The sequence below is a fragment of the Streptomyces sp. NPDC104226 genome, assembly GCF_055584085.1.
Genome location: NZ_JBVJMS010000013.1, coordinates 78,620 through 103,207, shown reverse-complemented (window position 1 = coordinate 103,207; position 24,588 = coordinate 78,620). Strand labels below are relative to the sequence as shown.

Here is a 24,588-nt window from a genome sequence, read left to right as displayed (position 1 = left end):
TCCGTGAGCACGTCGGAGGCGGGCCGTACCCCTTCCACCCGCGGCGGTCTCGCCACCCTCGGACCGGGTGCGCTGAGGCTCCGGGCCACGCTGGAAGGCGTGTTCACCGGCTGGGCGGCCGAGGTCGGCGCCGACGCGGTGCAGTACCCGCCCCTGATGCGGGTCGAGGACCTGCACCGGCTGGACTACTTCCAGAACTTCCCGCAGCTGGCGATCCTCGGAGCGGCCCTGACGGAGGAGGCCGCTCCGGAGTACGCGACGGGCGGGTCGCGGGAGCCCTCACTGCCGGCCGGGCACCTCACGGAGGCCTCGTACGCGCTGCCTTCGGCGGCCTGCTACAACGTCTACCTCGATCTGACGGGCCGCACCCTGACGGACGGTCCCCACAAGGTGACCACCGTGGCCACCTGCTTCCGCCGCGAGACGCACTACGACGCGCTGCGCCGGCTGCTGGGCTTCAGCATGCGGGAGATCGTGTGCGTCGGCACCCGGGACGAGGTCCTGGCCCACCTGGAGCTGTTCCGCAAGAAGATCACCGGCTACCTGTCGGAGCTCGGCCTGCCCATCGAGATCGAGGCCGCCAGCGACCCGTTCTTCGACGCGAGCGCGGGGCGCGCGCTGATGGCGCAGCTCTTCCCGGTGAAGGAGGAGTTCGTCTTCGACGGCTCGCTGGCGATCGGCTCGCTCAACTTCCACCGCAACTTCTTCGGCGAGCGCTGCGAGATCCGCACCGCGGACGGCGAGCCCGCCTTCACCGGGTGCGTGGCCTTCGGCCTGGAGCGCTGGATCAGCGCACTCACCTCGCACTTCGGCCTGACCGAGGACGAGCTGGCCGACCGGGTGCTGGCGGCCGGCCGACCGTGACGCGGAGCGGATCGGACGGGACGGCGGCGACCATGGCCGGCCCTGCGGGGCGGATCGTCCCGGGGCGGATCGTCCAGGGGTGGACCGCCTCGGGACGGGTCGCCTCGGGGCGGATCGCCCCGGCCGGGCAGGCCGCCGCGGGCCCCGGTGGCGTACGCGCCTGGTGGGCCGACGGGCGCGGTCTGCCGGCGGGCACGGTGGCGGCGCTCGCCGCCGCACTGCCCCCGCACGAACGCGCCCGCTACGAGGCCGTCTCCGATCCGCTGGGCCGGGCCGAGTTCGTCCTGGCCCGGTACCTGCTGCGCACCGTGCTGGGGCGGATGCTCTGCCGGCCGGCCGCCCGGGTGGGCCTCGCCGTGGACCGGGCCGGGCGGCCGTGGGTGACGGACGCCCCGGGGGTGGACGTGAGCATCGCGCACGCCGCCGGTGTGGTCGCCGTCGCCGTGGGCAGCGGACTCGCGCCCGGGACCCGGATCGGCGTGGACGTCGAGGAGGTCCGTACGGTCCCCCGGGCCGGGGAGCTGGCCCGGCGGCTGTTCTCCCCCGCCGAACGCGCCCGCCTCGGCCTGGCCTCGGGCCTGGCCGGCGACCTGCTGTGGCTGGACGTCTGGACCAGGCGGGAGGCGTACGTGAAGGCCGTGGGCACCGGGGTGCGCTCCCTGGCCGGGGCGCCCGACCAGGACGTCGGCCACCGCTGGCACCCGCTGCGGCTGCCGCGGGGATTCACCGGGGGCCTGGTGGTCGTCGAACCCGGCTGACCGGCCCGCTCCCTCCTCATCTTTCCCGTCCCACCGTTCCCGCCGTTCCCACTGTTCGCGTCGTACTTTCCAAGGAGCAGTTCCATGACTGAGAACACCGCCGCACAGCTCGCCGTCACCGCGGTGGGCGGCCCCACCGTGGTCATCGACCTGGGCGGGCTGCGGTTCGTGACGGACCCGACCTTCGACGCCGCCGGTTCCTCCTACGAGATGGGCCCGGTCGCCCTGCACAAGGTGGCGGACCCGGCGCTGACCACCGACCGGCTGGGCCCGGTGGCGGCCGTCCTGCTGTCGCACGACCAGCACCCCGACAACCTCGACGGGGCCGGGCGCGCCTTCCTCAAGGAGGTCGCGCTGGTGCTCACGACCGAGCAGTCCGCGGAGCGCGTCGGCGGTACCGGGCTGGCGCCGTGGGCCGAGCACGTACTGGAGCGCCCGGACGGCGGCCGCCTCGTGGTCACCGCCGTCCCGGCGCAGCACGGTCCGGCCGGGACCGAGCCGATGCTCGGCGCCGTCACCGGCTTCCTGCTGAGCGGCGAGGGCCTGCCGACCGTGTACGTCAGCGGTGACAACGTCTCCCTGGAGCCGGTGCGGGCCCTGGCGGAGCGCCTCGGCGGGGCCGGCGTCGACCTGGCGGTGCTGCACGTGGGCGCGGCGCAGCTCGCCCCGTTCGGCCCGACGCTGCTCTCGCTGACCTCCGAGCAGGCGGTGGAGGTGGCCGAGCTGCTGGGCGCCCGCAAGGTGCTCGCCGTGCACCAGGACGGCTGGCAGCACTTCACGGAGGGTCAGGACACCGTCAGCGCCGCCTTCGAGAAGGCGGGTTCGGGCCAGCGTCTGGTCGTTCCCGAGCCGGGCAACAGCCTCGCGCTCTGACCCGCGGGTCGGAGAAGGGGTGGTGCCCCGGGCCGCGCGTGCGGCCCGGGGCACCACCCCTTTCGTACTGCGGTGTTGCGGTGTTGCGGTCCTGTCGCCCTGCGGTCAGGCGCCCATCGCGTGGTGTCCCCCGTCGACGTGGACGATCTCGCCCGTGGTCGCCGGGAACCAGTCGGAGAGCAGTGCGGCGCAGGCCCGTGCCGTGGACTCCGTCTCGGTGATGTTCCAGCCCAGCGGTGCCTTCGCCGCCCAGTCGTCCTGGGTGCGGGCCAGGCCCGGGATGGCCTTCCCGGCAGTGGTCCGCAGGGGGCCGGCCGCCACCAGGTTCGACCTGATGCCGAGCGGGCCCGCCTCCCTCGCGAGGTAGCGGTTGGCGGACTCCAGGGAGGCCTTGGCCACGCCCATCCAGTCGTAGCCCGACCAGGCCTTCGTGGCGTCGAAGGTGAGGCCGACCACCGAGCCGCCGCCGGCCATGAGCGGGAACAGCGCCTTGGCGAGGGAGACGTAGGAGTAGGCGGAGGTGTGGACGGCGGTGGACACGTCCTCCCAGGGTGCGGTGAGGAATCCGCCGAGGCAGCTCGGCGGGGCGAAGGCGATGGAGTGCAGTACTCCGTCGACTCCGCCGAGCTGCTCGCCCACCAGCTCCGGGAGGCGGGCGAGGTGCCCGGGGTCGGTCACGTCCAGTTCCACGACCGGCGGCTTCTCGGGCAGCCGGCGGGAGACCAGTTCGACCAGGGACAGCCGGCCGTATCCGGTGAGGACGATCCGGGCGCCCTGTTCCTGGGCGATACGGGCGGCCGCGAAGGCGATCGACCGCTCGGTGATCACTCCGGTGACGACGATCCGCTTGCCGGCGAGCAGACCGCCGGTGGCGGGAAGCGCGGTGACCGAAGGTGCGGTGACGGGGGGCGCCATGACGGGAGGCGTCGTGGTCATGGGGTCAGTGCCCCATTCCCAGGCCGCCGTCCACGGGCACGACCGCGCCCGTGACGTAGCCGGCCCGCTCCCCCGTGAGCCAGGCCACGGTGTCGGCCACGTCCTCGGGCCGTCCCGCCCGTCCGGCCGGGATCTCCGCCAGGTGCGTGCTCTTGCGGGGTCCGGACAGGGCGGCGGTCATGTCGGTCTCGATCAGGCCGGGCGCCACCACGTTCACGGTGATGCCGGACGTCGCGACCTCGCGGGCGAGCGAGCGCGCCATGCCGACCATGCCGGCCTTGCTGGCGGCGTAGTTGACCTGGCCCTGGTTCCCGCGCAGTCCGGCGACGGAGGACACGAAGACGATCCGCCCCCACCGGCCGCGCAGCATCTTGGGCAGGGCCCGCCGGGCACAGCGCCAGCCGCCGGTGAGATTGGTGTCGATGACGCGGGAGAACTGCTCCTCCTGCATCCGCAGCATGGCCCGGTCCTCGGTGATGCCGGCATTGGACACGAGAATCTCCACCGGGCCGAGTTCGGCCTCGACCGCGGTGAATGCGGCGTCGACCTGTTCCGGGTCGGACACATCACAGCGAACGGCGAGGAACTTGCCGTCCGGTGGTTCGCTGCGGTAGGTGACGGCAACCCGGTCACCACGTCCGAGGAATTCCTCGGCAATGGCCAACCCGATTCCCCTGTTTCCTCCCGTGACCAGCACCGTGCGTGGCAACGAAACTCTCCGTTCCTCTCGATTTCCTCGCGTCAGCCGGCTCGGTGATCAGCCCTGAATGGTGGTGCTCTGGAATTCCTTCATGTAGTACGTGTTGCCCACGCGGACCGCGGTCCAGGAGACGATGATGCGCTGGCCGATCGGCACCTGCTCCGGATCGGTGTAGGTGTCCCCGGGCTTCAGCAGCCCGCCGAGCCCGTCGATCACGGCCGTGGTGCTGGACAGGCAGCGCACGCTGAGCGGCTTGCCGATCATCCGGGTGCCGGCCAGGGGACCTGCGAAGGCGCCCTGGTAGAAGGACTGGATCGCGGTCCGGCTGGTGAGGTAGGCGCCGTTGCTCGGAATCATGTGCCCGTCCGTCGTGAACTGGGCGGCGACCCCGGCAGCGTCCCCGTTGTTCCAGGCGGCGAAAAGCCGGTGCGGGACATCGGTGATGGCGGTCTGCGTCGGCGAACACACCGGACCGAACAGGGAATCCTGTGCGGGTTCCTCGACGGCGTTCGCCGCGGTGGCCACTCCGGCGAGCAGCATCAGGGAAACGGCGGGAATCGCAATGCGACGGGCAAGTCTCACGAAATCTCCATTGACTGGCGATCGGAAGTTCTTGGCCAGTCTAGGGATGCTCGGGATGTCTGAAAAGTTTTCCCTCGACGCGATCAGGAATTCAAATGACGCAGAATGCGAATCGTCCGGAATTCATCTTTCCGTTTCTGCTTCGACCGTCTCCGCCGTCTCCGCCTTCTCCACGCGGACGGGCACCCCGTTGAAGACGGCCGTGCCGGAGAGCGGGTCGACGACCGAGCTGTCGGTGAGCGCGTTCATGCTCACCCCGGGCTGGGTGGCCGCGTGGGCGAGCCGGCTGCCCTTGCGCCCGTGCCCCCAGCCGTACGGGAGGCTCAGCACGCCCGCGCGCAGCCGGTCGGTGGGCTCCACCGGCACCACCACCTCGCCGCTCCGGCCCCGGACCCGGACCAGGTCTCCGGCGGCGACGCCCAGGCGTTCGGAGTCCTCCGTACTGATCTCCAGGGCGCAGCGGTTGGTCCCGCCGGACAGGGTCGCGATGTTGTGCGACCAGCTGTTGACGGACTTCAGCTGGCGTCGGGAGATGAGCACGAACCCGCCGTCGTCCAGCTCCCGCATCCGCGCGTCGAGCCGCGGCAGGTCCCCGGTGACGGCGGGCGGGCACAGTTCGACCAGGCCGGAGGCGGTCATCACGACCTCCTCGCGGCGGGGCCGCAGCGGCCCGAGGTCGATGCCGTTCGGGGTCTCCTTGAGCAGGGCAAGATTCAGGCCGTCGGGACGCCTGCCGAACAGGTCGCCGGCGGGGCCCAGCCGCAGCATCAGGTCGAGCCGCCGCTCCAGGGCGTTGTCCCCGGTCAGCTCCCGCTTGAGCGCGGCCGGTTCGCGCCCGTGCAGGGGCGCCCCCCGGCGCCCGGAGGCGGCCCTCAGGGTCAGGTCGGTCAGCGCCTCGTCCACGCTGTCCGGGTCCTCGTCCGCGCTCTTGCCCGAGGCGATGAGGACCAGCCGGGCGAGGATCTCCGCCTCGCTGGGGCGCCCGGGCGCGAGGGGCCGTACGGGCGGGGAGAAGCGGGCGTTGCGGCGGACGGAGCGGCCGGCCAGGACCACGTCGTAGTGGGGCGATTCCAGGGCGCTCGGCGGCGGCAGGATGACGGATGCGTGGCGGGTGGTCTCGTTCAGGTAGGGGTCGACGCAGACCATGAAGTCCAGGCCGGGCAGGGCCCGGTCCAGCCGCTCGCCCTGCGGCGAGGCGAGGACCAGGTTCCCGGCGATGCACAGCAGGGCCCGTACCTGCCCCTCGCCGGGGGTTTCGATCTCGTCCGCGAGGGTCGCGGTGGGAAGTTCGCCGTTGGCTTCCGGCAGTCCGCGGACCCTGCTGTGCCAGCGTCCGGTGCGGAACGGCTCGGCGGGGCGGCGGGTGGCGTGCGGGGCCTCCCCGAAGAGCACTCCGCCGGGGCGGTCGAAGTTCCCGGTGATGATGTTGACCACGTCCACCAGCCAGCTGGTGAGCGTGCCGAACTCCGTGGTGCAGGTGCCCAGTCGTCCGTACACGGCGGCCGTCGGCGCCGCGGCCAGGTCGCGCGCGAGCGTGCGGATGGTCCCCGCGGGGACCCCGCAGGCGTCCGCGACGTCTTCCGCGGCGAACCCCTTCACCTGGACGGCCAGCTCGTCGAAGCCGGCGAAGCCGGGGCCGGGGTCGGTCGCCAGGCCCTCGTCGAACAGCGTGTGCGCGATGCCGAGCAGCAGCAGGGCGTCGGTGCCGGGGCGGATCGGGACGTGTTCGTCCGCGAGGTCCGCGGTGCGGGTGCGGCGCGGGTCGACGACGACGAGGCGCCCGCCGCGCGCCCGCAGCGCCTTGAGGCGGCCCGGCAGGTCGGCGACGGTCCACAGGCTGCCGTTGGACTCCATGGGGTTGGCGCCCAGGACCAGCAGGTGGTCGGTGCGGTCGATGTCCGGCAGCGGGAAGGCGAGCGGGTCTCCGTACATCCATCCGCAGGCCACGCTCTTGGGCATGGTGTCGAGGGTGGTGGAGGAGTAGATGTTCCGTGTGCCGAGCCGTTCGCGCAGGACCAGCATGTAGAGCGGCAGGGCCAGCGTGTGGATGACCGGGTTGCCCATGTAGAGGGCCACGGCGTCCTTGCCGTGCTGCTCGCTCACCCCGCGCAGGCCGCGCTCGACGGCGGCGAAGGCCTCGGCCCAGCCCACCTCGTCGAAACCGCCGTCCGGGCGGCGCACCAGCGGGGCGGTCAGCCGGTCGGGGTCGGCGTCGAAGCGGCCCAGGGAGGCTCCCTTCGGGCAGAGGTACCCCTTGCTGAAGACGTCGTCCCGGTTCCCCTTGACGCGGGTGACGACCTCGTCCGAGAGCGTGATGCTCAACCCGCAGGTCGCCTCGCACAACGGGCACACCCGTGTCGCCGTTCGCTCCAACACCGGCCGCCCCCACACCACTTGATCAACTGCGCGCAGTGTAGCCACGGGGTCCCGGGCTGTCCCGCGTTCTATCGCCCGTGAAGGCCGACGGCCCGGCGCCGGGTGGTCATCAGCGCCGCCGAATTGGCGCGACACGGCGGGGACGGTTCTGGAACGCTGCGGCCATGACCTTCGTACTCGACGGACCGGTCCTCGACGGCGAGCTCGTACGCCTGGAGCCGCTGGAGCACCGCCACGCGGCGGACCTGGCCGTGGCGGCCGAAGAGGACCGCAGCCCCTACCGGTTCACCTGGGTGCCCACCGCGGACCGGGTCGGGGCGTACATCGACGCCCAGCTCGCCCGCCGCGACGCGGGCACACTGGCCCCGTACGCGCAGGTGGAGCGGGCGTCGGGGCGGGCCGTCGGGGCCACCGCCTTCTGGGACCCCCGGCCGTGGCCGACGACCGGGGAGGGCCTGTGCGCGATCGAGGTCGGCTACACCTGGCTCGCGGCTTCGGCCCAGGGCTCGGGGATCAACACCGAGGCCAAGTACCTGCTGTTCCGGCACGCCTTCGAGCACTGGGGCGTGGCCCGGCTCGACCTGAAGACGGACGCCCGCAACGCCCGTTCGCGCGCCGCGATCGAGGGGGTCGGCGCACGCCTCGAGGGCGTGCTCCGCAACTGGTCCCGCTCGTGGGCCCCGGGCGAGGAGGGCCTGCTCCGCGACTCGGCGATGTACTCGGTCACCGCGGCGCAGTGGCCCGACTGCCGCAGACACCTGGAGGAGCGGATGGCCCGCGGCCCCGAGCGCCGGCGGGCCGGGACGGACGCCGGCGCCACGGCGGGCTGACGGGCCCGCCCCCGTACGGGCCCGCCCCGTCCCCGTGTCAGGCCGTGGCGGCCGGGGGCCGGTTGCGGGTCAGCCAGCCCTCGGCGTAGGCGACGGCCTCGGCCAGGTCGAACAGCCGGGCCTCCGCGCCGCCCACCCGGCCCCGCACCACCGGGCGTTCCTTCTCGAAGGCCTCCCCCAGGTCCTCGAAGTCGTCCGAGGAGACCGCCGTGTCGCGGACCGTGGTCCAGCGGCGGCCCTGCGGGGTGGCGACCGCGAAGGAGTTGTCGACCAGCGGTGCGTCGACCCGGTACTCGGCCAGGTGGAAGGCCGTGCAGGAGCCGAAGCCCGCACCCAGCAGCAGGATCCGCGCCCCGGCCTCCTCCAGCCGGGCGAGCGGGCTGCGCTCGCCGAGCCGGCACTCCGGGGCATGCCCGTCCGTGATCGTGGCCGCGCGCGGGCCCAGCCCGGCGAAGGAGGTCTGCGGATGGCCGCTGCGGACGGCCCCCGGCCAGGTGCGGACGGCTTCGGGGACGGCGCCCATGCCGCGGGTGGGCGTGGTGCGCGCGTCGAAGGGCGGCATCGCGGCCCGGATGTCCGCCCACCACGCTTCGGGCACCGGCGGGCTCTCCCAGTACGCCGGGTCGGAGTTGTCGCCGGAGTGCGTCGGCACCACCAGGGTCCCCGCGGCCCCGAGGGCGTCGAGCAACGCCGTGACCACCGTGGCAGCGCCGCCGCAGACCCAGCCGAGCGAGCTGAGGGAGGAGTGCAGGAGGAGGGTTTCACCGGGGTGCAGGCCGAGGCCGCGCAGCTCGGCGGCGAGCGAAGCGCGCGTACAGAGGGGCCCGGCCTGAGAGTTCATGGACACAAGGGGTCAGTGTCGGGGGCCCCGCTCCCGCGCGCCACCGCATTGCCGGACGCCGGGCCGGATCCCGTCACCCTGCGCGTCACCGTGCCCGTGACCCCGCGCGTCGCCGGCGCCGGGCCGCCGCGCCGCCGGCGGCCAGGGCTGCGGCCGCGCCGCCCGCGAGCCAGGGGCCGTTCCCCGGTGCCGGTCCGGCGGCCCGGTCCCGGCATGCGGGGCGGTCCGGGTCGGCGGAACCCGCCACCCGGTAGCGGGCCCAGACCTCGTCGTCGCCCGCCCAGCGGACCTCGTACAGCCCCGGCCCGGCATCGCAGCGGATCGTCGCGGCGGCCGTCACCACCGACTTGGCCCCGCGCATGACGGCCCGGCCGGTGAACCCGGGCGAGACGAGGGTGTCGCCGTACCCCGCCGACGCGTCCGAGGCCGTCGGCGTCGCCTCCTCGCCGGGGCGGAACGTCCGTACGTCCCAGGGCGACTGCGGCCAGGAACTGCCGGCGGGCCAGTGCTCCTCCGGCCGTTCGGGGGGAAGGGCCGCGACCTTCCCGGGGCAGGCCGCGCGCTCGGCCGCGCCGATGCCGGCGACCTCGACGCTCACCCAGGGCTCGCCCCCGGCGCCCTCGGCGGGCCCGCCGGGGCCGGTCTGCCGGACCGGGTAGACCCCCGGAGCGGTGTCGCAGGCCACGGTGGCCACGGCGGTGATGACCGGATCGTCCATCCTCAGCGTCCCGGGTGCGACGAAGATCTCGGATACCACCCGGTTGCCGTTCTTCCCCGGCAACCAGCCCGGGAGTGTGAACGTGAGCCGCTCCCCGGGGCTCGCGGACAGCCGGGCCCCGGCGGGCAGCGGGGTGGGCCGATCCGCCGTCCGGGCCGCGAACGCGGTTCCCGCGGACGGCATCAGGAGCATCGTCAGCGCGGCGACCCCGGCCGCGGCGGTCTTCGTCCTGCCCATGTGATCTCTTTTCTGTCTACCGACGATCCTGTCGTACGGAAGGTGGGTTCCTTGAGATCCAGCTGGTGCACCGCCTTGGCCGTCGCCGTGATGGCGGCCGCACCGGGTACCGATCCCCCGCCGACGCCCTCCGCCAGGGTCGTCGCCGAAGAGGCGTACTGGACGGCCGAGCGCATGGCCGCCGCCGTGCCCGTCGACGACGCGCGGGGCCGCGGTACGGCCGGTCCGCAGGACAGGACCCGGTCCGCCGCTCCGTCCGGCACCCCTACGGGCACCTACTTCGACGGCATGCCGATGGTGGGGACCTTCTTCTACCGGGATTCCAAGGTCGGCCACGCCGACACCTCCTGCACCGGCAGCGTGGTCCGCAGCACCGGCAAGAGCATGGTGCTCACGGCGGGGCACTGCGCGGACGGCATGGCCGGGCCGACGCACCACGCCGTCTTCGTGCCGCAGTACCGGCACGGCAGAGCGGCCGGCGCCCAGCCGTTCGGGATCTTCCCGGTCAGGACCAACGGCGTGTACACGGACCCCCGCTACACCTCGGACGGCCCGGCCGCCGTCTCCGACCTGGACGTCGCCTTCGTCCTGGTCGAGCCGAACGCCAAGGGGAGCGTCGAGAGGCTCACGGGGGCACTGACCTTCACGCCGGGAAGCACCTACGCGCACCGCGTCACCGTCGTCGGCTACCCGTCCGCCTCCGCCGTCAACCCGGCCCACAAGGCCATCCGCTGCGACGTTCCCACCACCCGGCTGGGCGGATTCCGCCAGATGCGGATGGTGTGCAGGGGCTTCTACGGCGGTGTGTCCGGCGGTCCCTGGATCAAGGACTACGACGCCGCGCGCCGCACCGGCAAGGTCATCGGCAACACCGGCGGCCTCCAGGGCGGCGGCAACGACTCCTGGGTGACGTACGCGCCCGTGTACGGCAAGGAGGCCCGGGCGCTGTACGAGGACGCCGATGCCGGCCGCGACCCCGGCGCCCTCTCCCGCCCGCCCTACACGGGTTCCGCGGACGGCCACCCGCTGCCCGGTTCCGGGGAGCTGTGGACCCATGCCAGGGCCATGGCCTCCGGCGACTTCACGGGCAGCGGCCGCAGCAGCCTGCTCGTGGTGTGGACGGACGGGGAGGTGACCCTCTTCCCGGGCGACGGCCGGGGCGGCTTCCTCCCGGAGCGCCGGCTCATGGCGCCGAACGCGGGCTGGAAGGACGTCGCCACCGTCACCGCGGGCGACTTCACCGGGTCGGACCAGTTCGACCTGCTGGTCCGCCGGAAGGACGGCCGGACCACCCTGCACGGCGACGTCGGCTCCCACGGCCTGGGTCGCGTCACCGAGATGGCGCCCGCCGGATCGGTCTGGAAGCACGCCGTGCAGATCACCGCCGGGCGCTTCGCCGCCTCCACCTACGTCACCGACCTCGTGGTCCGCTGGTCCGACGGCGAACTCACCCTGCACACCGCCGTGGGCGCCGGCACCTTCGGCCGCGAGCACCGGCTCAAGGCCCCCGGCCCGGCCTGGAAGGGCGCCTCCCTGCTCGCCGCCGGGCAGTTCTCCGGGAACCGGAAGTGGGACCTGATGGTCCGCTGGTCCAACGGCGCGCTCGTCAGCCACCCGGGCATCGGCACCCGCGGGCTCGGCGGCGAGCGGCGCCTGCGCGGTCCGGACGGCACCTGGACCCGCAGCGTCCTCATGACCGCCGGCCGGTACACCGGCGACGGCCTCGCCGACGACCTGATCGTCCGGTGGAGCGACGGCGAGACCACCCTGTACGAGAACACCCGCACCTCCGGCCTCACCAAGGAGCGCATGCTCGTCCCGCCGCGGGGCTGACCCCGGTCCCGGGCGAGGTCGTGCACCCGCAGGCCGCTTGTGGGGGAAGTGCGAGCGGCCTGCGGGTGGTCGGGGCGGCGGGTCAGCCGCGGATCCAGCCGGTGAAGGCGGGGGCCGACAGCGCGGTGTCCAGGGTCTCCAGGACCGCCGGGGCGCGGGTGTCGTCCGGGGCGGTCAGGGACAGGGTCGCGGAGCGGGTGGTCATCGCGAGGGGAACCACCGTCCACGACGCGGGAAGGCAGGAGACGAGGCGTACGGCCGTGGTCTCGGGGGCCGCCGAGGCCGGGGCGTCCTCCGTCATGCTGATGCTGACCGTCAGGTGGGTGGGCATGCGGGGCTCCGTACGTGGGTGGGGTCGGATTCAGCGGGCGGCCGGGACCGGCGCCGGGGCCGGGGCGGGCAGGTAGGGCAGGACGGCCGTGCGGGGCGCGGTGAGCGCCGCCAGGACGCCGGCGGAGCCGGTGGCCAGGTCCGTGGACAGGCGCAGCAGGTGGTCGCCGAGGAAGCCGGTGGCGTACGGGTCGTTCTCGTGGGCCACCGCGAACGGTTCGAGGCCGGAGCGGAGTTCGGCGAGCGCCCGCGCGGTGGCCGCCGAGCCGTCGTCCGTGCAGCTCAGGGCGGCGAGCGCGCCGGCGCGGCCGGTGAACAGGCCGCAGGCCGGGTGGAACTGGGACGTGAGGTCGGTCAGCAGCGCGTCGTGGACGGCCGTCAGGTACGGGTCCCGGTGCGCGGCGAGGTAGTGGTGGACGGCGATGGCCTGCCCGGCCCCGCCGTGGGCGAGCTGGACCCGGTGCCAGGGCGTGGGCAGCGGCTGCCGGGACAGTTCGAGGTCGTGTACGAGGGCCACGCGGGCGGCGTCGTCACGGCCGGCGGCGAGCAGGAAGAGGGCCTCGCCGCTGGCTCCGCGGAGCAGGCCGGGGCGTTCCTCCAGGGTGGGGCTGTTGACGAGGGCGGCGGCGAGTTCGCCGGCGGCCGTGTCCTCGCCGAGGTGCAGCAGGGCGAGGCCGAGGCCCGCGATGCCGCCGGAGAGGCTGCGGTCGGGGCTGCCGTCGCGCAGGGTGGCGGTGGACAGCAGGCCGTGGGCGCGCTCCAGGAGGGCGGCGGCCTCGTCGGTGCGCCCGAAGTCGTGCAGGACGCAGGCGATGCCGGCCAGTCCGTCGTAGAGGCCCGGGCGCGGCCCGGTGAGGGCGCGGGCGGCGTCCGCCAGCCAGTCGACGTGGGCCTCGGGGACGGTGATCCCGGCTCCGCGCAGGGCCCACAGGACTCCGGCGGTTCCGTTGGCGATGTTGAGGCCGCCGTCGGCGTGCAGGAACTGGTCGGCGTCGCCGGGGAAGAGGCGGTCCGTGCGCTCGGGGGTGGCGCAGGTCAGGATGCCCGTGGCGATGCGTTCGGGGGTGGCCAGCGGGCCGCCGGCGGGCGCCGGGGCGTGTCCGAGGTCGGCGCGGACCTGGTCGGAGTACCCCTCGGGGACCGGGAAGAAGGCGGCGATCTGCGCGAGGAGGTCCTCGGAGCGGCTGCGGTTGAAGGACATCACCGGGGTCAGCGGCAGGAAGAGGCTCAGCCGCAGGCAGCCCAGGGCGTAGCGGTCGACGGCGGTGCCGGTGGTGCCGGCGGGGGCGCAGAATCCGGGGGCTCCGATGGCCTGGCCCGTGTGTCCCTCGATGGGGAGGGTGGTCTCCAGGTCGATGAAGGCGACGGTGCCGTCGGGGCGGATCAGGACGTTGTTGGGGTGCAGGTCGCCGAAGACCAGGCCGCGTGCGTGCATGGCGGTGACGGCGGCCTCGATTCGGTCGAGGACGTCCAGGGCCCAGGCGGTGTACTCGGCCACGGGCATGGCGGTGTCGCGGGCGGTGACCGCGTGGAGCATCGGGTTGCGCTCGGCGGTCTCCTTGGTCAGGGCGTTGCCGTCGACGAACTCCCTTGTCAGGAACCAGTGTTCGGCGCCGCGACGCCAGTCCAGGACCTTCGGGAACCAGGGCAGTCCGTCGAGGGCCGCCATCGCGTCGTGCTCGCGGCGCAGCCGTTCCACGGCGTCGGCTCCGGCGTCGTCGAGGCCGGCGTGCGGGCGGCCCTCCTTGACCAGGACCTCGTGTCCGTCGCGGGTGTCGGTGGCGCGGTAGACGCCGCCGCCGTTGGAGAAGTGCAGGGCCTGGGTGATCTTGAAGGGGAAGTCCCCCAGGGAGCCCCCGCGGTTGCGTTCGGCCAGCGCCTGGACCACGCACGGCGGCAGTTGCAGCCAGGCCGGCGGGCGGAAGGAGGGGCCGCGCACGTCGGGGACGAGGTTGCCTTCGGGGTCCTCGATGCAGGGCACGGGGACCCCGTTCGGGCCGGGGCCGAGCTTCAGTTTGAAGCCCCCGTAGCGCAGGTACAGGGGGCCCGCTCCCCAGCGCAGGTCGCTGAGGACGGCCGGTCCGGGACGGCCTTCGAGGAGGGCGTCGAGCTCGGTGAGTACCGTCTCCAGCTCCGCCTCGTCGCGCGGGTAGAGGGTGATGAACTTGCCGCTGCTGCCCCGGTCCCCGTACTTGCTGTTGCGCAGCATCAGCATCGAGGGGCTGGTGAGGAACTTGAAGAGCAGGGAGCGGGAGGTGCAGTACGCGCTCACGATGTCGAGGACCTCGGGGGCCGTCCGCTCGGTCGCCGACACGTGGATCTTCCAGCCCTGGCCGGGGAGTTCGAGTCCCGGCGGGGTCAGGACGGTCCACTCCCCCATCGGCTCACGGGTCCACCCGGCGGGGGCCTCGGCGGTCGCCGCCGGGAAGGCGTCGGCGCCGGTGATCGCGGCCGGACGGTCGTAGAAGGGGGTGCCGGGCGGGCAGTGGGCAACGTGTCGCAGGGACATGGCGGGCCTCCGTGGGCGGCGTACGGGAGAAGTCAGGGGAGCAGCGGGCCGAGGTAGGAGACGGCGAACCACTTCCAGAGCGGGTGGTGGCCCGCCTGGACCTCGGCGACGCCGGTGCGGTCCGTGCCGTTCGGCGCGGGGGTGGCGGTGACGCGGTGCAGCGGGTACGCCTTCATCTCCAGCCAGGGGCGGTCACTGGCGACGGGGAGCATGGCGGTGACCGGGGCGAGGACGTCGTGGCCGGTGGGTTCGCCGAGGGTGGCGGTGCCGGTCTGCGGCCGGGAGAAGAGCCCGGAGCGGCGCAGGGTGACCGTGGTGCCCTCGGTGAGCTCGAAGCCGCCGCCGCCCCGGGGGACGAGGAGGCTGAGGCTGCCGTCGCGCTCGGTGGTGTAGCCGGCCGAGACGGTGGCGGGGATCTGTACGAGGGTGGCGGCCAGGGCCAGTCCGGTGGTGGCGAGGACTCCCGCGGCGGCGATGCGGGCGGGGCGGGCTCCGGCCTGGACCGCTTCGCGGACCAGGGTGGCGGCGCCCTTGCCGAGGCGCCACAGCAGGTAGCCGAGGGCGCAGACCATCATGCAGGAGCCGGCGATGCCGAGGCGCTGCAGGATCCCGGACCACAGGGTCAGGGCGCTGGAGACCAGGTACAGCGGGAAGACCAGGCAGGCCAGGCCGTACGGGACGGACCAGCCGCGGCCGGGCAGTTCGCGCCGGTAGCCGCGGCCGCCGAAGACGATCCGCGCGAGGGCGCGGCGGGCGTCGGTCATGGCCTTCTCCCGCAGGTGGGAGATGTCCAGGTGGCTCATGAGGGCGAGGTAGCCGTCGAGCTTGACCAGCGGGAGCAGGTTCACCACGCAGACCATGTAGTTGACGAGGCCCACCAGCAGCAGGGTCTCGCGGGCCGGTCCGGCGGGGACGGCGAAGGCGGCGAGGGCGGCGGTGCCGGCGGCCACGGCCTGGATGGCGATGCCGGCGAGGGCGACCTGGACGCGCTGGTGCTTGCCGGGCAGCCGCCAGCCGTCGGAGACGTCGCAGAAGAACGCCGGCGACATGTAGAAGAGCATGAAGCCCATCCGGCTGGGTGTGCCGCCGTGATGGGTGAGGACCGCGCCGTGGGCCATCTCGTGGACGGCGGTGGTGGCGACCACGCCGAGCATCACGCAGGCGTACGCCCACAGGGGCATCGGGCGGGAGAGCGCCTCGCCGAGGGTGGCGCCGCTGGCGGCGAGGGCCAGGACTCCCAGCATGACGACGGCGGCGGCCGCGCCGAGGGCGATCCGGTGGCCGAGCGGGCGGACCAGCGGGGCGAGGCGGCGCAGCATCCGCTCGGGCTTGACCAGGGTGAACTGGATGGTCAGCGGGCCCGCGAAGCGGACCCTGGCCGGCTTCTTGACGGGCCGTCCGTCCTCCAGGAGGTCGGAGTCGGCGAGGCTGCGGACCGCGCGGTCGATGTGGCCGGGGGTCCAGGGGGAGCCGAGTTCGGCGGCGAGCTGGTCGTGGTCGCGGCTTCCGTCGAGGAGGCGGACCAGGCGGGCGAGGTCCTCGCCGGTACGGAAGTGCTTGTGCTCCCCGCGCTGGATCACCCAGGGGGCGTCTGCGGTGAGGGGTTCGCGCACGGCCACGTCGTCGGCGGTGCGGGGCCGCTCCAGATCGGGTGCGAAGGCGGTTTTGGCGGACATGGTGGAAGCACCTCGGGGGGTCTAGGCGATGTCGCGGGTGCGGACGAGATGGCGGCCGGCGACGAAGGCGGCGGCGAGCCAGGCGGCGATGACCGCGTACGCCCAGGGCAGCGAGAGCAGGTCGGGCTTCACGTCCCGGTAGACGGAGCTCATCGCGATGGTCAGGAGGTACTTGGAGACCTCGGGGACCAGCCGCTGCAGCCCGGGGTCCACCAGGAGCGTGAGGCCGATCAGGGTGGCGACGGCGCCGGTCTGGTTCCGGACGATCCAGCCGATGAGGGCGCCCCAGGGGGCGGCCAGGGTGCAGCAGGCGAACACGCCGAGCAGGATGAGGGCGGTCTCGCCGTCGGCGGCGGCCTCCAGGCCGAAGGGCAGCGGGCCGAGGTAGACGCTGACGGCGCCGAGGGCGGCGGCGATCAGGCCGAAGGCGGCTCCGGCGGCGGTGGCGACGACGAGCTTCGCGCCGAAGAGGCGGGTGCGGGAGCCGGCCAGGAGCGCGGAGCGGACCATGGTGCCGGAGGCGTAGTCCCGGGTGACGTGGACGGCGCCGAAGACGGCCGCCAGCAGGAACATCATCATCCAGGAACGGGCCACGTCCTGGCCGACGGCCAGGGACGTGGACCCGTCGGCGATGGCCTTCTCGCCTCCGGAGACGTATCCGAAGGTGGTGATCAGGCACAGCCAGGCTCCCGCGAGCGGCAGGGCCCACCAGGCGCGGCCGGTCAGGGCCTTGCGGGTTTCGCCGGCGATGAGGTTACGCACGGGAGTAGTTCCTTTCCGGGGTACGGGTTCCTGCGGTGCGGGCCGGGTCGGCGGCGGGTACGGCCGTGGCGGCCGGGTCGACCAGCTCGAAGAAGCGCTCCTCCAGGCGGCTGGCGCCGTGGCCGGTGAGGTCGTCGAGGGTGCCCGCGTAGCGCAGGGAGTGCTGCATGATCACGACGTCGTCGACGGTCTGCTCCAGCTCGGCGAGCTGGTGGCTGGAGACGATGACGGTGCGGCCGCCCAGGGCCAGGGTGCGCAGCGTGGCGCGCAGCCAGCGGATGCCGTCCGGGTCGAGGCCGTTGGCCGGCTCGTCGAGGATGAGGATCTCCGGGTCGGCGAGCAGCGCGGTGGCCAGGGCGAGCCGCTGGCGCATGCCGGTGGAGCAGCCCTTGACCGGGCGGTCGGCGGCGTAGTCGAGGCCGGTGTACTCCATGACCTGGTCGGCGCGGCCGGCGGGCAGGCCCAGTACGGTGCACCAGATGCGCAGTTCGCCGCGGACGGTGGCGCCGGTGACGCCGCCCATGCCGTCCATGCTGACTCCGATGCGGTGGGCCGCGTCGGGGAGTTCGGCGTAGGGCTTGCCGAGGATGGTGGCGGTGCCGGCGGTCGGGGTGGCGAGGCCCAGCAGCATCCGCAGGGTGGTGGTCTTGCCGGCGCCGTTGCGGCCCAGGAGGCCGGTGACACGGCCCGCGCGGATGTCCACGGTCAGTGCGTCGACGGCGCGCAGGCCCTTGTAGGTCTTGGTGAGGCCGTTCAGCGAGACGGCCGGGTCGCTGCTGCTGCTCATCGCTGCCGCGTCCTTTCCGGGGTGTGCCGGGTGTGGGGTGGTTCGGTGGTTCGGTGGTTCGGTGGTTCGGTGGTGCCGAGGGCCGGGCCCCGGCCGGGGGTTTCCCGGCCGGGCCCGGTCCGCATCGATCCGTTTCGGGCGCCGCTCCCTGGGGAGCGGGTCACCGGGGCGGGATCAGGTGGCGATGGTCACCGTGGAGATCGCGATGCCGATGGACACGCCCTCCCAGAAACCGGGGGCCTCGAGGACCTCGAGCTCCTGCAGGCCCAGCTCCAGGCCGTCCTGCGCGACGACCGCCGCGTTGTCGAGAATCTGCTCGCTCATGGCTGTTCTCCTTCGTGTGTCGAGTGGTGGGTGGTACGTGACTGCTGAGGGTGGATCAGGTAGCGATGGTCACCGTGGAGATCGCGATGCCGATCGACACGCCCTCCCAGAAACCGGGGGCCTCGAGGACCTCGAGCTCCTGCAGGCCCAGCTCCAGGCCGTCCTGCGCGACGACGACCGTCGTGTTCTCAAGGTGGCCGAGAATCTGCTCGCTCATGGCTGTTCTCCTTCGTGTGTCGAGTGGTGGGTGGTACGTGACTGCTGGGGGTGGATCAGGTGGCGACGATGGAGACGATGGAGATGCCGACGACGACACCGCCGGTGGTCCACCAGCCCGGGGCCTCCATGACCTCGAGCTCCTGCAGGCCGAGCTCCAGGTGGTTCACGTCGGCCGCGGGGGCCTCGAACTTCTCGTTCATGACTGACTCCTTCTCTGTGTGTGGGTGTACGAGGGGGTGGAGCGGTGGGGCGCTGATCCGGGTCGGATCAGGTCATGACCACCGAGACGAGGGAGATGCCGACGACGACGCCACCGGTCGTCCACCAGCCCGGGGCCTCCATGACCTCGAGCTCCTGCAGGCCGAGCTCCAGGTGGTTCACATCGGCGGCAACGTTCTCGAACGTGTTGTCCATGACGGTTTTCCTTCCGTGAGAGGTGGGGTGGTGCGGTCCCCGCGCCAAGGCGGCGCGGAAGTCTGTGGGTGCGGAGCGGCAGTTCAGGCCGCTTCGCTGAGCAGGGCGTTGACGTCGGCGGCGCGCAGGCCGCCGAGCATCGGGAGGCCGGCGCCCCAGGCCCGTACGGTCCTTCGGGCCACCGCGTCGAGCAGCTGCGGGGTGACGGCGATGTCGCGGACGATGCCCCAGCGGTTCATCAGGGCGCTGATCCCTGCCACCGGCTCGGCGGGCAGCGGGTCGCCGCTGCTGTCGGCCGAGCGGAGCAGTTCCCAGATCCCCCGCAGGCGGGTGGCGGAGCCGAGCCGGGTGTCGCCGGCGAGTACGGCCCGCCACAGGGCCGGCAGGATGGCCGCGACGGCGGTCATCTTGCGGATGCCCAGGGCGCTGGAGAGTTCGTTGGCGATCATCCAGCCCTCGGTGCTGAACAGGTCCCTGCCGTAGCAGAGCCAGGTGGACTGGGTCAGTCCGCTCAGCCGGGCCAGGTCGGTGCGGAGCGTGGCGTCGGGGGCCTGTCCGTCGGCCAGTTGCCGGGCCAGTGCTCCGCCGAGGCGGACCAGCTGGGTGGCGGCGGTCTGGGCGAGGGCGTCCTCGACGGCGCGGTCGGTGAGGTTGCCGACGTAGGGGCCCACCGTGCGGAAGACCGCTTCGAGGGCTCCTTCGATCAGCAGCTCGCCGGGCAGGGTCTCGGTGGCGGCCGGGTCGATCAGGGCCGCATCGGGGGCGAGGGCGTCGCCCATGACGAGCCGTTTGCCGCTGTTGTGCGGCAGGCAGGCGACCCGGCTGAGTTCGGATCCGGTGCCGACCGTGGTGGGTACGGCGAGCAGCGGGCGGGTGCGGCGGGTGCGCGGGTCCAGGGTGAGCAGTCCGCTGCGGCCGGTGGTGCGCAGGGCCGTACGGGCCCGCTCGTCCTCGTGGGCCACGGCCAGGAGCTTGGCCCGGTCGAGGAGGGCGCCGCCGCCGATGACGGCGACGAGTCCGGCGTCTGCGGTGGCGCGGGCCAGGGCGAGGATCTCGTCCGGGCCTCCGTCGCCGTCGGGGACGATGGTGTGGGTGGTGTGTCCCGCCCGGTCCAGTTCCGCGGTCACCAGGGCGGTGATGCGGGAGTTCGCGACGGCCGGGTCGAGGAGCAGGGCGGTGACGGGACGACTCCCCGCTGCCGGGTGGGCGTCGTCGAAGTCCGCCAGCCAGTCGCTGAGCCCTTCGGGGCCGATGAGCAGCCGGGTGGATCCGGACCAGGCGATGTTCACCGCGTTCCTCCCGCGAAGCTCTCCACGCCCGTCCGTACGGCTTCCATGAGGGCGTCGATCTCGGCGTCCGTCGCGGTGAGCGGCGGCATGATCTGGATGCCGTGGACGCCGGCGTGGACGATGGCGCCCGCTGCCCGGATGGCGGTGATCTGGTCGAGGACCCGGGCCTGCGGCAGGGGTTCGCCGTCGGGGGTGACGATGCGCAGGGAGCGGAAGAGGCCGCGGCCGTCGTGGGAGTCGAAGAGGGGGTGTTCGGTGACGAGCCGGTCCAGGTGGGCGCCGAGGGTCTCGGCGGCGCGCCGGCCCCGGGAGACGGCGTCGAGGCGGCGCATCTCCTCGATGGTGGCGATGATCGCGGCGCAGGTGACGGGGGTGCCGGCCTGCGTTTCGCCGTGGGTCAAGGTGGCGTCGGCTTCGCGGAAGGCGTCGGCGATCGTGCGGGAGACGATGACGGCGGCGGCCGCGCAGGTGCCGTTGGTCAGTCCCTTGGAGGTGACCAGCAGGTCGGGGCGTTCGCTCCACCGCTGGGAGGCGAACATCGACCCGGTGCGGCCGAATCCGGTGGCCACCTCGTCGGCGGCGAGCAGGAACCCGTGTTCCTCGCGGAGCCGGAAGAGGGTCTGGAGGTACTCGTCGGTGAGGGGGACGGCCCCGCTGCCGAGGACGGGTTCGACGACGACGGCCGCGATCTGGGAGCCCTGGGCCCGCATCAGCTTCTCGATGTCGGCGGGGTCGTTGGGGGTGACGTGGCGCACCAGGCGCTGGTCGACCCCGTAGACCTGCTGGCCGAGGTTCTCGCCGGTGAGGGCGAAGCCGCCGAAGGTCAGGCCGTGGTAGCTGCCGCGCAGCCCCACGATGATCTTGCGCTTCTCGGCGCCGCGCAGGGCGTGGTAGTGCCGGGCGGTCTTCATGACCAGGTCGTTGGCGGCGCCGCCGGAGGTGGAGAAGAGGACGCGGGCGAAGTGGTCGGCGCCGCAGAGCTCCACCAGGGCCTCGGCGGCCTGCCGGGCGTAGGGGTGTTCGTAGCGGAAGACGCTCAGGTACGAGGCGTTGAGGAGGGCTTGGTGGCAGGCCTCGGCGATGTGCCGGTTGCCGTGGCCGAGGTTGGCGTTCCACAGGCCCGAGTCGCCGTCGAGGAGTTCGCTTCCGTCGGCGAACCGTACGTACATCCCCTCGGCGGAGACGGCGCAGATGCCGTCGTCGCCGTGGGCGGAGGGCGGGAGCAGGGAGGTCCACAGGGCCGGGTGGCCGTGGTCGGGAGTCTCGTCGTCCCGTCCGGTCAGGGTGGGCAGGGCGGTGGTCATCACAGGGCCTCGGCTTCCAGGAGGACGTCGTGGTGGCGGCCGCCGCCCGGGATGGGCGTGGTGGAGCGGATGGCGAAGCCGGCGGCTTCGAGCTCGGCGACCAGCAGCGGTGCGGGCATCACGCCGATGGTGGTGGTGGCGACGTGGACGGGGCCTTCGGCCGGCGGGTCCGCGGGGATGACGGTGACCGTGCGGGAGCTGTTGCCCGAGGTCCACTGTTCGATCATCCGGTAGGAGCGGCCGGTGATCTCGCCGGGGGCGAGGATCTCGCTCTCGTCGCTGCCGTCGTCGGCGGCGTCCACCTCGACGGTGGTGAGCAGGAACCTGCCGCCGGGCGCCAGGTGTTCCCGTACGCAGCGGTAGAGGCCGGGTCGGGCCTCCGGCGGGAGGAGGGAGATGGAGGTGGTGCCGAGGACGACGGCGCCGAAGCGGCGGCCGAGCGAGAAGTCGCTCATGTCGGCCTGGACGGGGGTGCACCGTCCCTGGAGGGAGGCCGGGGTGGCGGCGAGCCGGTCCCGGAGCAGTCCGATCATGTGGCCGGAGAGTTCGAGGGCGGTGACCTCGCGGCCGAGGGCCAGGAAGGGGAAGGTCAGGCGGCCGGAGCCGGCGGCGAGGTCGAGGACCGGGCCGGGGATGCGGCGCAGGGTGGTGAGGAGTTCGCGGACCTCGTGCGGGGTGGTGCCGGCGATGTCGTGGTAGACGGGGGCGCCGGCCTCGTCGTAGAGGTCGCACAGGACGGCCCGGTCTCCGAGTTCGGCGACGGCCTCGGCGGCGCGGCCGGTGAGGCCGGTGCCCGCGGCGGCGGGGCTGAGCAGCATGGCGCCCATCAGAGGGTCGCTCCTTCCGTGACGTCGGGGGTGGCGTCGGGGGCGGCGGTGCGGGGGGCGGCGGACTCGGTGAGGGGCAGTCCGATGCCGGAGAAGTAGGCGGCGACGGCGTCGACGGTGGCCGGGTCGGCGTAGTCGGCGGCGGCCCGGGCGGTGCCGGTGACGAGGAGGGCTTCGGCGGCCTGGGCGGCGTCGGGGGAGAGGGCGATGGTGCGGCGGTCCCCGGGGTGGTGGATCAGGGCCTGCTCGGCGTTGAAGAGCAGCACCGGGGTGTCGCCGGAGGTGTCCTGCGGGGCGGGGTGGTCGGCGAGGGCGGGGACGAGGCGGCCGCCGAAGCCGGAGACGCGGGGCTGTTCGAGGCCTCGGGTGACGGCTTCGCGGATGGCGCCGACGGCGGCCAGGTAGCGGGAGATCCAGGGGCGGGCGGCGAGCTGCTCGCGGCGCAGCTCCTCGTCGAGTACGCCGGCCAGGGCGCCGGTGGAGTCCTCCCAGGCCCGGTGCAGTGCGGCGGCGGGGGTGCCGACGGGGCCGAGGGAGGCGGCGCCGGGGGCGACGCTGACGGCTCCGTCGGCGTCGACGTAGAGGCGCAGGGCCGGGCCGTCGCCGTCGCCGTTGCCGCCGAGGGCTCCGAGGTCGGCGAGCTGGACCGAGGGGTGGGTCAGGAAGGCGGAGAACTCGCCGTCGTTCAGGGCCCGGTCGGCGTCTTCCAGGAAGGCCTGGAAGTCGGCTTCCTCGACGATGCGGACCAGGGTGGGTCCGAGGACGGAGAGGTAGGGGGTGATCGAGTAGGCCTGTACCTGGAGGTAGAAGTCGGGGTGCAGGCCGGCTTCCGCGCCGGGTTCGCCGAGGGAGCCCTGCCAGACGATGACCTGGGCGCCGGTGGCCTCGTGGGGCTCGGGCTCGGCGGTCGGCTCGTCCCCGGGGACGAGGACGACGGTGCCGGGTCCGGCCACTCCGCTGCCGAGCAGGGCGTCGAGGTGGGCCGCGTCCTCCAGGACGACCGTCGCGGTGAACGGCGGGCGGGGGGCGAGTGCGGCCAGGGGGCGTCCGGTGCCCCACTGCAAGGCGTGGGCCTTGACCGAAGTGAGTGTCATGAACATGCCTAACGTGAGTGCGTGGGTGGACGCGGGCGCCTGACGACGCGGAGCTGGAGGGGGATCGGCCGGGGGCGGCCGGAAGCATGAGGGGGTGCGGGCGGGCAGGTGGTGGCGACGGGCGGCGGTTGCGGGACGCCTCCGGTCAGGAGGCGAGCCCGAGGACCGTGAGCAGCGTGCGCAGTTCACGGCTGGCCGCCTGGGCGCCGTACAGCTGGGCCACGCCGGTGACGTTGAGGACGATCTCGTCGACGCCCGCCTCGCGGAAGGCTTCGAGCTTCGCGAGGAGCTCGGCGGGCTCCCCGTAGAGGAAGGCGTCGCCGGCGACCAGGGCCGCACCCCGGGCGCTCTCGTCCTCCGCCTCCGAACCGGTGGCGGCGGGGAGTTCCACACCGCCGCGCCGGAGCATGTCCTGGTAGTGCGCCGCCTTCAGGTGGTGCCGGTTGGAGGCCAGCGCGAGGCGTACGGGATCCCGGTCGGGCGCCGCCAGGGCGATCGGCACCATGGCCACCACCTTGGGCGCCGGCCGGTCCGCGCTCTCGGCGCTCTTGCGCACCTCGGGCACGATCGTGTCGGCCAGGTAGCGGGCCGGGGTCAGCCAGCAGATCGCCGCGTCGGCCACCTCGCCGGCCAGCCTCGCCATGCCGGGGCGCAGGACGCCGAGTCCGACCTCGACGGGCGGTCCGGGCACCGGCGGGAGCAGTGACTCCTGGTGCAGGTACTCCCCGTCCAGGACCGCGTCCGTACCGTCGAGGGCGGCGCGTACGGCGGTCAGGTACTCCCGGGCCGCGGTGAGCGGGCTCCGGTACGGGGCTCCGAGCAGGGCCTTCTGCACCGCGGGGGCGCCCGGCCCGTAGCCGGCGAGGACCGGCTGACCCGTCATCAGGGCGAGGGAACGGGCCTGGAGGGCGGCCTCCGTGGGGTGGCGCAGCCCCATCAGGGTCACTCCGAGCCCGACGGGGACCCTGAATCCGGCGCCGGCGGCGTGGGCGAAGGCCTGGTGGGTCTCGGTGACCAGGCTCTGTCCCTGCCAGAGGCGTTCGGCCCCGGTCCAGTGGACCAGCCCGGCGAAGGGCAGGAGCTGCTCGGGGCGGCTCGGGACGAAGGGAACGAGCACCGAGTAGGCGGTCATCGGACTTTCTCTCCTTGTGCTCGGGGTCCGGGAGTTCGTTTCCCGGGAGCCGGATGATTGGTGATCGGAAGGGGCGAGGAAGATCGAATATCCCGGGATCGGGCCACCGGGGGGAATTCCGGGTCGGAGATCAAGTGGCGATCTCTTCCGGAAGGACCCTCCGGGACGAGCCGCTAGTCCCAGTTGTGGGTGTCGCGGCCCGGGATGATCACGCAGACGCCGGGGAGCGGGAGGCCCGCCGGAATCGGTACGCAGACCTGGGTGCCGGGGGCGGGAAGCGGTGCGGGGGCGGGGGCGTCGGCGTTCGCGGTGCCGGCACCGGCCAGGCCGATCAGTACGGCGGCGGCGAGAGTGACGCTGAGGCGCTTCATCA

The 24,588-nt window shown here is 73.6% G+C and carries 26 protein-coding genes; 5 read left to right on the top strand and 21 right to left on the bottom strand.

Annotated features, from left to right (window positions below; translation table 11 throughout):
• The first annotated feature begins 3 nt into the window (after positions 1-3).
• The 3 genes from ACZ60J_RS33835 to ACZ60J_RS33825 all read left to right on the top strand — a co-directional run bounded on the left by ACZ60J_RS33835 (position 4) and on the right by ACZ60J_RS33825 (position 2,495).
• Entirely contained in the window at positions 4-864 is an 861-nt protein-coding gene (locus ACZ60J_RS33835; RefSeq protein WP_469687837.1) for an aminoacyl--tRNA ligase-related protein, read from the top strand.
• Positions 865-896: 32 nt separating this feature from the next.
• Positions 897-1,622: a 4'-phosphopantetheinyl transferase family protein gene (locus ACZ60J_RS33830; RefSeq protein ID WP_469687835.1), complete on the top strand. Its 726-nt coding sequence runs from the start codon at positions 897-899 to the stop codon at positions 1,620-1,622.
• An 84-nt stretch (positions 1,623-1,706) separates the two neighbouring features.
• Complete coding sequence (locus tag ACZ60J_RS33825) at positions 1,707-2,495, top strand: MBL fold metallo-hydrolase (protein ID WP_469687833.1); 789 nt, start codon at positions 1,707-1,709, stop codon at positions 2,493-2,495.
• Between the two features lie 105 nt (positions 2,496-2,600).
• Here ACZ60J_RS33825 and fabI read toward each other — a convergent pair whose 3' ends face one another.
• The 4 genes from fabI to ACZ60J_RS33805 all read right to left on the bottom strand — a co-directional run bounded on the left by fabI (position 2,601) and on the right by ACZ60J_RS33805 (position 7,086).
• Complete coding sequence (gene fabI, locus ACZ60J_RS33820; protein WP_469688076.1) at positions 2,601-3,410, bottom strand: enoyl-ACP reductase FabI; 810 nt, start codon at positions 3,408-3,410, stop codon at positions 2,601-2,603.
• A 25-nt stretch (positions 3,411-3,435) separates the two neighbouring features.
• Entirely contained in the window at positions 3,436-4,140 is a 705-nt protein-coding gene (gene fabG / locus ACZ60J_RS33815) for a 3-oxoacyl-ACP reductase FabG (RefSeq protein ID WP_469687831.1), read from the bottom strand.
• A 48-nt stretch (positions 4,141-4,188) separates the two neighbouring features.
• The gene (locus ACZ60J_RS33810; protein ID WP_469687829.1) at positions 4,189-4,713 is read right to left on the bottom strand and encodes an SgcJ/EcaC family oxidoreductase; all 525 of its coding nucleotides are present in this window, start codon (positions 4,711-4,713) and stop codon (positions 4,189-4,191) included.
• A gap of 123 nt (positions 4,714-4,836) precedes the next feature.
• Positions 4,837-7,086: a molybdopterin-dependent oxidoreductase gene (locus tag ACZ60J_RS33805; protein ID WP_469688074.1), complete on the bottom strand. Its 2,250-nt coding sequence runs from the start codon at positions 7,084-7,086 to the stop codon at positions 4,837-4,839.
• Positions 7,087-7,253: 167 nt separating this feature from the next.
• Here ACZ60J_RS33805 and ACZ60J_RS33800 point away from each other — a divergent pair, with 167 nt between their 5' ends.
• A complete protein-coding gene (locus tag ACZ60J_RS33800; protein WP_469687827.1) occupies positions 7,254-7,919 on the top strand; it encodes a GNAT family N-acetyltransferase in 666 nt (221 codons plus the stop codon).
• A gap of 37 nt (positions 7,920-7,956) precedes the next feature.
• On the opposite strand, the gene ACZ60J_RS33795 is transcribed toward ACZ60J_RS33800, so the two are convergent.
• Both ACZ60J_RS33795 and ACZ60J_RS33790 read right to left on the bottom strand, forming a co-directional pair.
• Positions 7,957-8,760 (bottom strand): AAC(3) family N-acetyltransferase, encoded by an 804-nt coding sequence (locus tag ACZ60J_RS33795; protein ID WP_469687825.1) that lies wholly within the window; start codon positions 8,758-8,760, stop codon positions 7,957-7,959.
• 85 nt (positions 8,761-8,845) lie between these two features.
• Positions 8,846-9,715 (bottom strand): hypothetical protein, encoded by an 870-nt coding sequence (locus tag ACZ60J_RS33790; RefSeq protein WP_469687823.1) that lies wholly within the window; start codon positions 9,713-9,715, stop codon positions 8,846-8,848.
• Positions 9,716-9,766: 51 nt separating this feature from the next.
• On the opposite strand from ACZ60J_RS33790, the gene ACZ60J_RS33785 reads away from it, so the two are divergent.
• Positions 9,767-11,548, top strand: a complete 1,782-nt coding sequence (locus ACZ60J_RS33785) for a trypsin-like serine peptidase (protein ID WP_469687821.1) — start codon at positions 9,767-9,769, stop codon at positions 11,546-11,548.
• A gap of 82 nt (positions 11,549-11,630) precedes the next feature.
• Here ACZ60J_RS33785 and ACZ60J_RS33780 read toward each other — a convergent pair whose 3' ends face one another.
• The 15 genes from ACZ60J_RS33780 to ACZ60J_RS33710 all read right to left on the bottom strand — a co-directional run bounded on the left by ACZ60J_RS33780 (position 11,631) and on the right by ACZ60J_RS33710 (position 24,586).
• On the bottom strand, positions 11,631-11,879 hold the full coding sequence (locus tag ACZ60J_RS33780) for a hypothetical protein (RefSeq protein WP_469687819.1): 249 nt from the start codon (positions 11,877-11,879) through the stop codon (positions 11,631-11,633).
• Between the two features lie 30 nt (positions 11,880-11,909).
• The gene (lanKC, locus tag ACZ60J_RS33775; protein ID WP_469687818.1) at positions 11,910-14,387 is read right to left on the bottom strand and encodes a class III lanthionine synthetase LanKC; all 2,478 of its coding nucleotides are present in this window, start codon (positions 14,385-14,387) and stop codon (positions 11,910-11,912) included.
• A 32-nt stretch (positions 14,388-14,419) separates the two neighbouring features.
• Positions 14,420-16,063, bottom strand: a complete 1,644-nt coding sequence (gene mpaP / locus ACZ60J_RS33770; RefSeq protein ID WP_469687816.1) for a daptide biosynthesis intramembrane metalloprotease — start codon at positions 16,061-16,063, stop codon at positions 14,420-14,422.
• 21 nt (positions 16,064-16,084) lie between these two features.
• On the bottom strand, positions 16,085-16,825 hold the full coding sequence (locus tag ACZ60J_RS33765) for an ABC transporter permease (RefSeq protein ID WP_469687815.1): 741 nt from the start codon (positions 16,823-16,825) through the stop codon (positions 16,085-16,087).
• Entirely contained in the window at positions 16,818-17,612 is a 795-nt protein-coding gene (locus ACZ60J_RS33760; protein ID WP_469687814.1) for an ABC transporter ATP-binding protein, read from the bottom strand. The genes ACZ60J_RS33765 and ACZ60J_RS33760 overlap by 8 nt, the downstream gene beginning before the upstream one ends.
• Before the next feature lie 174 nt (positions 17,613-17,786).
• A complete protein-coding gene (locus ACZ60J_RS33755) occupies positions 17,787-17,936 on the bottom strand; it encodes a daptide-type RiPP (RefSeq protein WP_250744242.1) in 150 nt (49 codons plus the stop codon).
• A gap of 55 nt (positions 17,937-17,991) precedes the next feature.
• Positions 17,992-18,153: a daptide-type RiPP gene (locus ACZ60J_RS33750; RefSeq protein WP_469687812.1), complete on the bottom strand. Its 162-nt coding sequence runs from the start codon at positions 18,151-18,153 to the stop codon at positions 17,992-17,994.
• 55 nt (positions 18,154-18,208) lie between these two features.
• Positions 18,209-18,355 (bottom strand): daptide-type RiPP, encoded by a 147-nt coding sequence (locus tag ACZ60J_RS33745; protein ID WP_243336478.1) that lies wholly within the window; start codon positions 18,353-18,355, stop codon positions 18,209-18,211.
• A 67-nt stretch (positions 18,356-18,422) separates the two neighbouring features.
• Positions 18,423-18,569 (bottom strand): daptide-type RiPP, encoded by a 147-nt coding sequence (locus ACZ60J_RS33740; protein WP_254387522.1) that lies wholly within the window; start codon positions 18,567-18,569, stop codon positions 18,423-18,425.
• An 83-nt stretch (positions 18,570-18,652) separates the two neighbouring features.
• Positions 18,653-19,858 (bottom strand): daptide-type RiPP biosynthesis dehydogenase, encoded by a 1,206-nt coding sequence (mpaC, locus tag ACZ60J_RS33735; protein WP_469687810.1) that lies wholly within the window; start codon positions 19,856-19,858, stop codon positions 18,653-18,655.
• On the bottom strand, positions 19,855-21,162 hold the full coding sequence (gene mpaD / locus ACZ60J_RS33730; RefSeq protein ID WP_469687808.1) for a daptide-type RiPP biosynthesis aminotransferase: 1,308 nt from the start codon (positions 21,160-21,162) through the stop codon (positions 19,855-19,857). Before mpaD ends, mpaC begins: the two co-directional genes overlap by 4 nt.
• Positions 21,162-21,989 carry a daptide-type RiPP biosynthesis methyltransferase gene (gene mpaM, locus ACZ60J_RS33725; protein WP_469687806.1) on the bottom strand — a complete coding sequence of 276 codons (828 nt, stop codon included), beginning with the start codon at positions 21,987-21,989 and terminating at the stop codon, positions 21,162-21,164. The genes mpaD and mpaM overlap by 1 nt, the downstream gene beginning before the upstream one ends.
• Positions 21,989-23,083 (bottom strand): daptide biosynthesis RiPP recognition protein, encoded by a 1,095-nt coding sequence (gene mpaB / locus ACZ60J_RS33720; RefSeq protein ID WP_469687805.1) that lies wholly within the window; start codon positions 23,081-23,083, stop codon positions 21,989-21,991. The genes mpaM and mpaB overlap by 1 nt, the downstream gene beginning before the upstream one ends.
• A gap of 145 nt (positions 23,084-23,228) precedes the next feature.
• Positions 23,229-24,215, bottom strand: coding sequence for an LLM class flavin-dependent oxidoreductase (locus ACZ60J_RS33715; RefSeq protein WP_469687803.1), 987 nt, complete (start codon positions 24,213-24,215; stop codon positions 23,229-23,231).
• Between the two features lie 173 nt (positions 24,216-24,388).
• Positions 24,389-24,586 carry a hypothetical protein gene (locus ACZ60J_RS33710; RefSeq protein ID WP_469687801.1) on the bottom strand — a complete coding sequence of 66 codons (198 nt, stop codon included), beginning with the start codon at positions 24,584-24,586 and terminating at the stop codon, positions 24,389-24,391.
• Positions 24,587-24,588 lie beyond the last annotated feature (2 nt).